16 protein-coding genes and 3 pseudogenes are annotated in these 11,408 nt (G+C 40.2%); 5 read left to right on the plus strand and 14 right to left on the minus strand.

Going from position 1 to position 11,408, the window contains the following annotated elements; all coding sequences use genetic code 11:
• The 6 genes and pseudogenes from dcm to R1Y93_RS02495 form a co-directional block, all read right to left on the minus strand.
• Positions 1–740: DNA (cytosine-5-)-methyltransferase (dcm, locus tag R1Y93_RS02470; RefSeq protein WP_500821505.1), on the minus strand; the 740-nt coding region annotated here is incomplete at its 3' end.
• Between the two features lie 125 nt (positions 741–865).
• On the minus strand, positions 866–1,069 hold the full coding sequence (locus R1Y93_RS02475; protein WP_500821506.1) for a helix-turn-helix domain-containing protein: 204 nt from the start codon (positions 1,067–1,069) through the stop codon (positions 866–868).
• Positions 1,070–1,624: 555 nt separating this feature from the next.
• Positions 1,625–1,864: a hypothetical protein gene (locus R1Y93_RS02480; protein WP_500821507.1), complete on the minus strand. Its 240-nt coding sequence runs from the start codon at positions 1,862–1,864 to the stop codon at positions 1,625–1,627.
• Between the two features lie 14 nt (positions 1,865–1,878).
• Positions 1,879–2,484, minus strand: a complete 606-nt coding sequence (locus R1Y93_RS02485; protein WP_500821508.1) for an AAA family ATPase — start codon at positions 2,482–2,484, stop codon at positions 1,879–1,881.
• A 71-nt stretch (positions 2,485–2,555) separates the two neighbouring features.
• Entirely contained in the window at positions 2,556–2,819 is a 264-nt protein-coding gene (locus tag R1Y93_RS02490; RefSeq protein ID WP_500821509.1) for a SymE family type I addiction module toxin, read from the minus strand.
• Between the two features lie 320 nt (positions 2,820–3,139).
• Positions 3,140–4,108: pseudogene (locus R1Y93_RS02495) on the minus strand (virulence RhuM family protein); the annotation flags it as partial.
• Between the two features lie 15 nt (positions 4,109–4,123).
• Between R1Y93_RS02495 and R1Y93_RS02500 the strand changes: the two are divergent.
• The 5 genes and pseudogenes from R1Y93_RS02500 to R1Y93_RS02520 form a co-directional block, all read left to right on the plus strand.
• Positions 4,124–4,493, plus strand: a pseudogene (locus tag R1Y93_RS02500) (major tail protein); the annotation flags it as partial.
• Positions 4,494–4,500: 7 nt separating this feature from the next.
• A pseudogene (locus R1Y93_RS02505) lies at positions 4,501–4,878 on the plus strand (hypothetical protein).
• A gap of 241 nt (positions 4,879–5,119) precedes the next feature.
• Positions 5,120–5,416: an antitoxin gene (locus R1Y93_RS02510; protein WP_500821510.1), complete on the plus strand. Its 297-nt coding sequence runs from the start codon at positions 5,120–5,122 to the stop codon at positions 5,414–5,416.
• Positions 5,391–5,813, plus strand: coding sequence for a type II toxin-antitoxin system VapC family toxin (locus R1Y93_RS02515; RefSeq protein WP_500821511.1), 423 nt, complete (start codon positions 5,391–5,393; stop codon positions 5,811–5,813). The genes R1Y93_RS02510 and R1Y93_RS02515 overlap by 26 nt, the downstream gene beginning before the upstream one ends.
• 9 nt (positions 5,814–5,822) lie before the next feature.
• A complete protein-coding gene (locus R1Y93_RS02520; RefSeq protein ID WP_500821512.1) occupies positions 5,823–6,020 on the plus strand; it encodes an integrase in 198 nt (65 codons plus the stop codon).
• 56 nt (positions 6,021–6,076) lie between these two features.
• On the opposite strand, the gene R1Y93_RS02525 is transcribed toward R1Y93_RS02520, so the two are convergent.
• From R1Y93_RS02525 to R1Y93_RS02560, 8 genes are all read right to left on the minus strand, one after another.
• A complete protein-coding gene (locus R1Y93_RS02525) occupies positions 6,077–6,727 on the minus strand; it encodes a hypothetical protein (RefSeq protein WP_500821513.1) in 651 nt (216 codons plus the stop codon).
• A gap of 30 nt (positions 6,728–6,757) precedes the next feature.
• Entirely contained in the window at positions 6,758–7,180 is a 423-nt protein-coding gene (locus tag R1Y93_RS02530; protein ID WP_500821514.1) for a hypothetical protein, read from the minus strand.
• A 34-nt stretch (positions 7,181–7,214) separates the two neighbouring features.
• Positions 7,215–7,361 (minus strand): hypothetical protein, encoded by a 147-nt coding sequence (locus R1Y93_RS02535; protein ID WP_500821515.1) that lies wholly within the window; start codon positions 7,359–7,361, stop codon positions 7,215–7,217.
• Positions 7,362–7,412: 51 nt separating this feature from the next.
• Positions 7,413–8,279, minus strand: a complete 867-nt coding sequence (locus R1Y93_RS02540) for an RES family NAD+ phosphorylase (protein ID WP_500821516.1) — start codon at positions 8,277–8,279, stop codon at positions 7,413–7,415.
• 280 nt (positions 8,280–8,559) lie between these two features.
• The gene (gene rlmD / locus R1Y93_RS02545; RefSeq protein ID WP_500821517.1) at positions 8,560–9,720 is read right to left on the minus strand and encodes a 23S rRNA (uracil(1939)-C(5))-methyltransferase RlmD; all 1,161 of its coding nucleotides are present in this window, start codon (positions 9,718–9,720) and stop codon (positions 8,560–8,562) included.
• 63 nt (positions 9,721–9,783) lie between these two features.
• A complete protein-coding gene (locus tag R1Y93_RS02550) occupies positions 9,784–10,230 on the minus strand; it encodes a GTP pyrophosphokinase (protein WP_500821518.1) in 447 nt (148 codons plus the stop codon).
• Positions 10,166–10,453 carry a hypothetical protein gene (locus R1Y93_RS02555; protein WP_500821519.1) on the minus strand — a complete coding sequence of 96 codons (288 nt, stop codon included), beginning with the start codon at positions 10,451–10,453 and terminating at the stop codon, positions 10,166–10,168. Before R1Y93_RS02555 ends, R1Y93_RS02550 begins: the two co-directional genes overlap by 65 nt.
• A 292-nt stretch (positions 10,454–10,745) precedes the next feature.
• Positions 10,746–11,294: a phosphatase PAP2 family protein gene (locus R1Y93_RS02560; RefSeq protein ID WP_500821520.1), complete on the minus strand. Its 549-nt coding sequence runs from the start codon at positions 11,292–11,294 to the stop codon at positions 10,746–10,748.
• Positions 11,295–11,408: the final 114 nt, after the last annotated feature.

Here is an 11,408-nt window from a genome sequence, read left to right on the forward strand (position 1 = left end):
TGAAAATCATAATTTTCCGAAAGGTTGTAATAATGTTTATCAAACCCAACTATGTACGTCCGTTCACGATTCTGCGGTACTCCAAAGTCTCCTGCTCTAAGTATTTCATATTTTACATAATAATCTAATGACTCAATATGCTCCAGTATGACTTTTAATGTTCTGCCCCGATCATGTGATCTAAGCTGTTTTACATTTTCCAAAAGAAAGACCTTTGGTCTTTTATCTCTCATAATTCTTTCTATTTCAAAGAAAAGCGTTCCCCTTGTATCATCAAATCCTTTTTTCAAACCAGCTGATGAAAATGGTTGACAGGGAAATCCACCAAGCAATACATCAAAATCCGGAATGGAATCCGATTCAATCTGTGTAATATCTCCCTGTGGCATTTCTCCAAAATTAACTCTATATGTTTTTTGAGCAAATTTATCCCATTCTGACGAAAAAACACATTTTCCCCCAAGTTCCTGAAATGGTATACGAATACCGCCAATTCCAGCAAACAAATCTATAAATTTGAATTCCGTATTACCTTCAGATTCTGCATACGGACGCTCATTTGCAAAATGAATAATTTTACTATAATTTTTATCTGATGGGATTTCTGTTCCTGCTTCCCATGCCCTGACCAGTTTTTCACCTCCTGTCCCTAGTCCCAGAGCGTCTGAAAACTCCTTCACGGTGATTCCAAGATTTTCTCTTTTTACCCTGATCTCATCACAGACATTTGAAATTATCATTCTAAATATTCCTCCAGTTATAAACTATGATGCTTAATTACATCCAAAATATATTTCATGACCCTTATAAATTAGATTTCTGCATTTTTCACTTTTCAACATTGATATGGATTGTGATTAATCCGTTAATATTCCTCACTAATATCAAAGTCTATTTTATTTTTCTTGCAATAATCATCTATTAATTTCATTGTTTTTAAATTCGGTTTAGCTTTTCCTGTTTCCCATCTAGTAACCGTGATACATGAAACGCCAATTTCTTTTGCGAAATCTTCCTGGGTCATAAATGCCTTACGTCTGATTCTTTTTATATCTTCTGAAAAAGCCATCGTTCTACCTCACAAATTAGGAATCCATAATTTTAACATTCATAGTCTATCATGCATATATCGCAAAAGCAACATTTTTCCATCATTATCTCATCAACAACTCATCTTTATTTTATCATTAATTTAACATTTAACATTTTCAAAACACTATTTCTGCTTATATTTATAAGATCCCTAACATCAGTATAACAAATTGCCTTTCATAAGGCTTATAATTTTCTTCCACCCATCTGCCACTTATAATGTCTCTTAATACTCCGCACAGCCTGCCGCAGTGTATTACTGCGGTCATGCTGATGATATGGATGTGAGACCTTATGTTTATGAAATATAATACAGGATCCCATCAACGGATATTCCGGATTATGTATATATCACATATGTCTGGTATTCTGGGACATGATGGTCACATCTCAATCATTCATACAAATAAACTCAAAATACCCTGGATCCAGACATTCAAGATCTCCCCTGCTAAACACCTGCTGCCTCCTTCCCCAAATACCCTTACAGTGCCTTCTCCATGATCTCCTGCACTGTTCCGGCATCCATCTGTCAAAAATATTTCTCATACAATTCCACCGGCAACTTCACAGACACACTCTGCGGCTTCTTCTGTTCTTTCCCTACCAGGACACTTTCAATCCCTTCTTTCGTAATTTTCTTTCCCCTCTTCCGCAGTTTCACTGCCTGCTTCGGTTTCAGTTTCTTTCCCTCAGACTCTGCCACCTGCTGGATCATCTTCTGCATCTTCACATTCAGATAAGACAGATCCGTCTTCACTATCGCCGACACTTCCGTCAATCCAGTTATTTTCGCTGCGTTGGTTTGTTATGCCCTGCAAGCATCTCATAGCCTCTTGTAGCCTTCCTCACGATCACCGGATTCAGCACACCATACACCCTGATGCTCTGTACCATGTCTTCCTGGCAATCTCCCTCATACAGCCGGAATGGATGATCATGAAACGGATGGATTTCCTCAACAGGAATAGAAACAATTCCATTCACAGACACTGGCGTATCCTTCACCGGATCCTCAGCAAGAAAATCCAGTGCGTCCTGAAATACTTTTCTTTTTGGTTCATTAGCTTTCATCTCCATCCGCAGCTTACTGTCCACTGTTGAAAGCATCATGAATGAAGGAATAAAATCCACACTATTTCTGCTCTGAATAAACTCTGACGGATCCGGCATCTCCTCATCTTCCAGCCGATTCATCATCAGATCTCCGATTGTCACCGGCACAGCCGCAGGATCTTTAATTCCGAAGCAGGTTGTCAGATTTGCCTGGCTGTCAAAATCAACAGCCAGAACTTTCTTTCCCGTTTCTGACAGAAAATACGCCAGATTCCAGGAGCTGGCAGTCTTGCCAACTCCCCCTTTAAATGATCCGCATATTATAATCCTTGCCATACTTTCTCCCCCTCTCATGCTTTCTTTCCATAGCATCCTGCACTCTGCTCTTCCACATATTTTGCAGTAATTTATTCCTTTTCATTCTGGTATCTGATTTTCAGTTTCTTAATCTCCTCATCCATAAATGCTGTTTTTGCTTCCTGCTCCTGTGCTTTATTCACATCCGTCGTGATAATCAGCTGTCCATTTTCACATTTCACCTGTACATAATCCCCAAGATGAAATCCCAGTTCTTCCAGCCACTTTCCTTTTAATGTAATTGCCGGAACTGTCTCATATTCATAACCGCTCTGTCCACAAACCTTCATGTTTCTTACATTTTTCTTTGCCATAGAATTGATTCCTTTCAGATTTGACTAATAGATTTTTAGATAAAAAGAAAAAGCCGCTGACACGTTATCTTCTAACGCATCAACAGCTTCTGTCTTGCTTTGATTCAGTGTATTATTCGGTTTTATTTAGGCTCTTTACCATCCTTAATACGATAGTAATCATCCATATCCACGCTGAGTTTTACCTTGGCATCTGGTTTTCGTTTGCCCAAAAGGCATACCGTTTCGACTGTGTTTTCGTTGAGCAGCCGAATTGCTTCACCTTCAAAGTCTTCATAATACACCGGAAATGCCAGACCACTAATTCCGATGACGCTCTCACTGTTTTTATCTGTTTTCTTCTCCAATATTTTTATTGAATTCAGGTAGTCTTCTTCCACCGTGCTGAGTGTTCGCGCTTTATATTTTTTATATTCACCCGTTGCTTTATCAACAGCATGTTTGTGTGATATACTTCCATTCCCCTGCAAAAGCTGTTCACCGCTCATTGTCAGAATCCGATCCAGATGCTCTGCCCAGTCCCTCATTGTCATAGCCTGTTCTCGTTCTGCCTGACGTTCTGCAAAATCAAGATATCCCGATACCAGCTGTCCCATTGCACGCAATTCTTTTTCAGATAAATAATTCTTTGCAACTACTGCTTCCTTTAATGTTGGCTGATTTCCTTTAAAAGTAGTAAGTTCCATAAATTCTTTTTCTGCATCAGCTCTGGTATAAATCACTTCTGACGCAGTTTGTCCATGAATCGCATATTGAATTTTGTTTTGCACTTTTTTGAAAAATGCAATGGATATTTCCGCTTTCGGATCATAATCTATGCTCGTTGCATAAATTTCCAGAACCTGACGATATAATACTTTCTCGGATGCACGAATATCACGAATTCTCTCCAGCAATTCCTTATAATATCCACCGCCACCTAGATCTTTCAAACGATCATCATCTAAAGCAAAACCTTTTCTCATGTATTCTTTTAAAATTCCAGTTGCCCAGATTCTGAACTGTGTTCCTCGTTTTGATTTTACACGATAGCCAACAGAAATAATAACATCAAGATTGTAATAATCTACCTGATATGTTTTCCCATCAGTCGCAGTTGTTGCAAAATTTGCAACAACTGAATTACGCTGTAATTCCCCTTCTGTAAATATGTTTTTTATATGTCTGGAAATAGTTGATTTATCTCTCTGAAACAATTCAGCCATCTGATCAATAGACAGCCAGACAGTATCACCATCAAAAGTAGTTTCAACTTTCGTCAGACCATCCTCTGTCGTATAAATAATCATATCTGCTTTTTCATTGTTCCGATGCCAGGTTCGGTATCCATCTCTCTGGATGCAAACGGCGAGCCGGAGAACTTTTACGCGGATGGCGGTGTGTATTACGTGATCAATAATAACTGCGGCTATGACGGAGATCTGGAGCTTGCATTGATTCCGGAGACCTTCCGCACGGACGTACTGAAGGAAACATTAGATTCCAAGGGTGTGCTGATTTGAAAACTCGGCGGTGCCGCTTGCTAATGGTATGGTGAAAGCAAAGACCGGAAATACCACGGATGCTACCACCTATGCTGATTGGTACAAGGCGGTATATGTGCCTGCGGCAGAGAGCGATGTCGCAACGCAGTCGCAGTCTGCCGCGAAGCCTGCGAAGGCAGTAAAGGAGTGATTGGATTATGAGTATGATTCAGAAGATTGGGATTGACGGAAAGCAGGTGCCCTTCAAGGCATCTGCCGCCATTCCGCGTATTTATCGCATCAAGTTCCACCGAGATATCTATAAGGATCTCGATGCGCTTGGAAAGGCTGTCGGAAACGGTGATGAAGGTTCCTCTCACCTCGATATGTTCTCTCTTGAGATGTTTGAGAACATCGCCTACATCATGGCAAAGCATGCAGATCCCACAATCCCGGACAGCCCGGAGGAATGGCTTGATGAGTTCAGCACCTTCTCCATCTACCAGGTGCTTCCAAAAATCATCGAGCTCTGAGGCTTAAATGTCCAGACGGATGTAGAATCTAAAAAAAACTTCACGCAACTGACCGGCCGATGACCACGCCATTGTTGCTACTCCGCTGCGTACAGCTCGGCATCTCCATCCAGGACCTTGACTTACTCACGATCGGGATGGTGAATGACATGTACGCAGAGAGCAGCAATGATGAGTACAAAGGCTATGCACAGATTGCCACGCAGAAAGACTTTGATCTATTTTAGTAAAATGAAAGCTATTGCTTGCTATTTGAGTCAATTTGGTATATACTTATTTCAAATAAAGAAAGGAGATGCTTGCAATGAAAACGATCAGTATCAGATTAGAGGATTCTATTTACGAAGAACTGGGAGCGATGCTTGATGCAATGGGTCAGACAAAGCAGACTTTTTATGAAACCTTTACCAGAACTGCATTAAGAGAAAGAAGCATTCCGTTCATTATCAAGGCACCGCTTTCAGATACGCACGCAAATAACAATAGCAAATTAGAAGCTTTCGCAAGACTTGAAGCATCCAGAAAGGCTGCTACAGAGACAATTGATTATGATTCTGAAAGGAAGGAAGCGATGAATGAGAAATTCGGTATTATTGATTGATACAAACATCCTTCTGAATTACATCACGAACCGCGAGGATCCGTATCTTGAGCAGTCTGTGGAAATTGTAAGAAAGTGCGCAATTGGTGAATGTACTGGTTACATTGCATTCCATACGCTTTCCACTCTTTGGTATGTGCTAAGAAAGCGCAGTGACAGTGTTCGCAGACAAAATCTGAAAGATATATGCGAAATCTTCACTGTCGCAACCGCATCACAGACAGAAATTATTGATGCGATTGAAAAAGATTCCTTCGAGGATTTCGAGGATTGTTTGCAGGATAAATGTGCAAAGGATGTCGGAGCTGATTACATTATCACCTGCAATGTGAGAGATTTTGAAAATTCCGAGGTTCCGGCGATTACACCAGATGATTTTATAAAATCATACAGATAAAGATAAAAAATGATTAAAGCATCTATCAGAAGAGACGAACAGATAAAGCGGATCAATGACCTGCAGGATTATATTACGCAGCAGACTACCTACCTCACTGAATTTGACGAATCGCTGGTGCGACGCTGGATCAAGCAGATCACTATCTGGGATGACCACATCACCGTCGAACTGAAATCCGGTGTTAATATCGATGTAGATGCATAAGTCCCATAGATGCACTAAACCCTCCTGACCATGATGGCCGGGAGGGTTATTGGGTTTTATTCTACTTTTATTTCTGGTAGATAATAGATTTTTCCATCCTTAGCAATAAGCTGTACATCCTCAGAATACAACTCAGACTTATCAATATATAGCGTATTCTCACCAGAAGCCTGTGCACGAATCATGTCTGCCGTACTTTTTTCAATTGACCGATAATTGAAGTCTTCGTCAAATAATCCCGGAAGAAAATGAATTACTCCATCAACCCCTGCTCGTTTCCTTCTAGCTTCGTCTGTATCTATTTTTAGCCTCTCTGTTGTACCTTCATGCCATGCAGCAAGCCTGCTTTGTGTATCTTGAACCTGCTTTGTATATGTTGGAAGAATAGCGATACATTGTTCTCTCGAAACTGCTCCAAGGTGCAACGTATACCTCAAATCAGATATTTTATACAACACATCCAGCAATGATTTTTGATACATAAACCAGTTTTGAGCATTTTCTACGACTTTTTCATACGAATCATAGTCAAGGTCTGTTTTCTTTGCAAATCCAGCTAAAGTTAAATTTACCTGTCCCAGTAACTGAGTGCATTCCTCTTCAAGGCTGTCTAACTGGTTAATTTTCGATATTCTAAGCTCATTATTTTCTAGGATTTCTGTCTGAAAATCTGCAATCTTTTTTACATGAGCTACGAGAGAGAACACACGACTTCTATACTCGTTATCTTGGAAGTTTTATATTTCAGAAATTCCATCACTAATTGCACCCAATTCTGCATTTATTTGTGTCATATAATACTGGCCAACAACCATTGATGCGACACCCATAGCAGCTGCAGCGGTGTTTGCTACCACTGCCGTTCCTTTTTGTGCTTCAACAGCCACTAAATTGGCGTGTCCTTGAATGCCGTCTGCACCTCGATAGAATCCTCGAACCGCCCCTTCCATAGCCTTTGAATCAGTTAATTTAGCTCCAGCCGGGATAATTGCTCTATATAAAACACCGCCATTTGCAGCTTGCACAGCCTGTGCTGCATTATTAGCAGCATTTACCGCTTGCGCTAACCCCGGAACAAGATTATTTACATGAGCAAGGACTTTACTATCCGTGATTTCAACCAGTGCATTCTCATCCTTGATGACTTCTGCAGGAAGCATTTCCATCTCGATAATTAATTCAGTAGGTGCATCATTAGAAAACAGCTATCGCATGTTTCTCTGCGTCTGTTTTGATATCCGCACTTGCATTTACCTCTTGATTATTCTTTTTTCGTTGAATAATGAACATGCATATTGCCACCACAGCTATTACACATATTCCAATACCTGTGTACTCCATTTTCTAGTACCTCCTATCATTTTCTATAATAGGCCTTGTAAATTTTGCGAATCAAGAAACCGTATACTTCTCAATTGAACCACATGGTTTCGCTATTTCCTTATCAAAAAGTACAATGTTTCGGCCAACTTCCGACACCGTACTTCCATAAATAATACCAGAATATCCAAGTGATCTATAATACTGAGCCATTGTCTGAAAAGGTGCGTACATTATACCCTTATCAGCCGAATCATCTATTGGTTCAAATATCTGCTCTGAAAGCAGTTTTGAATATGTATAAACAGCCCACTCTGTAAATATTTGTTTGAATTCTGTCTTATCCACACTATATTGAGGAACTCGACCTAATATTTTTGCTATCTTAACTCCTTTTTTTACTTGTGCATTACCGTATGATTCGAGCATATGATTTAACTGTTCATAACTTTTATCGTCTGCAATTGTTAAATCAACAATCTTTATATCACCATAAGCCTTTTCAAGTGCGAAATGGCAGAATCCAAATTCATCCCCTACATGTGCTCTGCATTCAGCTTGTGCACATTGATGTATATCTGATTCATTTCCGAGCGCTAAATACAGCCATTCTACTCCCGGAGGACTGAATCTATTATCATTTTTAATAAATTCTTTCTTCGGTATAAATCTTTCATATTCAGGCATCTCGTCTTTTTTGAGAATACACCCTCTGCCAACTAAAGTCCCATCAAGGGCATTCAACTTTAAAGTACTATGTTTAATCCCAAAGTTATCATAAAACAAATCATTATAGACCTTAAGAAACGTGCATTTTTTCGCTTTTTCAATATCATTATATGAAAATTTTTCCATAGCTAGCGCATCTCGAAACTCATCCCATGTCTTCCTTATTGTTCTCTCATTATTTTTTATATTTCCAAAATCAAAAATACCCATGTTTAAATTCTCCATTAAATGTCATCTATTTCACTGCCAAGTCTGTCTCTTAGTATTGAGTGGCTTAAACTGCGGTCGGCTCTGACAACAATCCCAGTGCCACAACCTATGACATCTAATCCACAGCCTAAACCCTGCCGCTATTCTCCGACCATCCACTTTTTCTCCGGTCAGGCTAACAAGTAGATATGTTTCCATATAAGAAAACCGAGCTTTTTCAGAAGCATGGCTTCAAATCCAAACCTCCGAAAAAGCCCGGAAATACGCCACTTTTCAGCCATTATTTATCTTTTCTTGACAGCAAACAGACCACTTCCACATGCTCGGTAAAACAAAACATCTCCACTGGCTGGATCTTCCTGGCAGCATAACCTTTCCGGGTAAGGTATCCCAGGTCACGGGCCAGGGTTTCCGGATTGCAGGAAATGTACACCACCCGGTCAGGGTTTAATTTCACAAGGGAATTTAAGAATTTCTGGTCACTTCCTGCACGTGGCGGATCCATAAACACAACCTGGGCGGTCTGTCCGGAAGCAGCCACTGCTTCCATATATTCTCCTGCATCTCCTTCGCAGAAGCGTACATTGGAATTTTTATTCTCTTTTGCATTGATCCTGGCATCTTTTACTGCGTCCTTATTAAGTTCAACTCCTGTTACCCTTCCTGCTTTTTTAGCTGCGATCAGGCTGATGGTACCAATGCCGCAATAGGCATCGATCACGCTTTCTTTTCCTGTCAGGTCTGCATATTCCACTGCTTTCTCATACAGGATCTCCGTCTGCTTTGGATTTACCTGATAAAAAGACCTGGGGGAAATACGGAAGGTACAGCCACAAAGGCTATCCTTAATATAACCCTTTCCGTAAAGCACAATATCACGGTCTCCAAGAACCATGCTTGTATTTCTGTCATTTACATTCAAAACGATTGTTGTGATTTCAGGATGTGCCTTTTTCAGTGCTTTCACAAAATTATTCTTTGACGGAAAAACCGGTGAAACAGTTACAAGAACCACCATGATCTCTTTACTGGTAAAACCTCTGCGTACCAGCACATGACGCAAAAGGCCATATCCGGTATCTTCATCATAGGTTTTGATCTTAAAGGATTTCAGCATACCACGGATGGTACGGATGATCTCCTGGCTTTTCTCATCCTCGATCAGGCACTGGTCGATAGATACAACCCTGTGGGATCTGGGCTCATATATACCGGAAATAATATTTCCTTTCCGGTCACGGTCAAAAACTGCATGTACTTTATTCCGATAAAAATATGGATTCTTCATCCCTATGATCTTCTGCACTTTTCCATATTTTCCCAGCAATTCCTGTACCTGCTTCTGTTTTTTGGCAAGCTGCTTCTCATAGGGTACGCCCTGGTATCTGCATCCTCCGCATTTTTTTGCATATGCACAGCTTAATACTTTTTCTTCGCTCATTTTTCCTCCAAAAAGCATTGCAAACTTTTATAAAACTCCGCAATGATTCTAACATCCAAATCTTTATATTTTCTCAATAGTATTCCGCAGCTTCTGCATCTTTTCATCCAAAGCTGCCACTTCCTCCGAATAATCCTTCAGTTCCTTAGCTGCCTTTTCTGCACCGGATACATTTTTCTTGTACATTAACTGGTACTCCAGTACAGACCAGAAATCCATGGCAACAGTACGGATCTGTATTTCCACCCGTTTTGTCTCAGATTCTTCATTGAAATAAATAGGGATATCCACGATCAGGTGAAGACTCATATACCCGTTTTTCTTTTTTGGCTTTTCAATATAATCCTTCTCTTTGATAACTTTGATATCCTGCTGCTTTTTCAGGGTCTGTGCCACTTCATATACATCATCAAGAAATAGACAGACGATCCTTACACCGATCAGATCATTCAGCTTTTTTCTTGCGGTCTGCAGATCTGTATCCAGTCCCTTCGCGCACAAGCTTGGCATATATGCTTTCCGGCTTTTTGATCCTTCCGGTAATGCTTTTCATAACCTCTCTCTGATATTTCATGGAAAGCTGTTCATCAATGATCTTTGCCTTGGCTTCTACAATACCGATGGCATACTGTGCCTGCAGATAGAACTGATCCTTCTGCATGTCTTTGTATATTTTCCTGATTTCTGCTGCTTCTTTTTCCCCGATCCCATTCTTATCTTCTTTATTCCCCATAAACGATACACTCCTTGATCCAATCCTACGTAACTGTTCAGTATCATCACAGTTACTTCCTACTGAATAGTTACAATAATACAATAAATTTTCCTCAATGCCAATGATAAATGATGAAATAATACAGGATCCTTGTGCTCATTAGCCACATATTTCTGTAAAATCCTGGTAAAATCATAAAAATGCCACATCCCCTATTACTGAAGAACTCTTTTCAGTCTTAAGAAGATATGGCATTTATACATTTCATCCGGAGATATCTTTGCAGGAGTTTTTTACAACATTTACTGGTTTATGCAGTTTGCTTTTTATGATTGTAAAAGCGACGGACCATCCATACCGCCAGTGCTGAAGCAAGCAGGCCGATCAAAAAGCCGGCCAGTACGTCTGTAGGATAATGAACTCCCAGATACAGCCTTGAAAAGGCGATCATACAGGCCAGGACCAGGGAAGGGATCCCGTATTTCTTTGGTAAAAGCCTGAAATACACAAAAGCACTTGCAAATGAAGCACAGGTATGCCCTGATGGAAAAGACCAGTCTATTGGCCTTTTGACAATTGGGATCAACGCACTGTATGTATCATATGGTCTGACTCTAGCCACCATATTTTTCAGACATACATTGGTGATCAGCGCTCCGATCACAAGGGCGATTGCTGCTGCTACGCCTGCTTTCCTGGTTTTCTTCATGATCAGCAGGACAACTGCCAGAAGGATCCAGAACCATCCTCCGTCTCCCAGAAATGTGATGGCCCTCCAGAAGCCATTCATCCATTCTTTCCGGATATGTTCCTGGATGTATAAAAGAATAGAGATATCTGCATTTTGAATTACATTCATTTTTCTGACCCTTTCTTTTCTTAGTACGCAAAAAGAATATCAGAAAATAGATTACACTATTTACCCCGAATTGTAAAGCTTGTAAAACAGCATTGCCAGATATAGCTTGTGAAG

This window comes from Blautia sp. HA3515 (assembly GCF_059933065.1).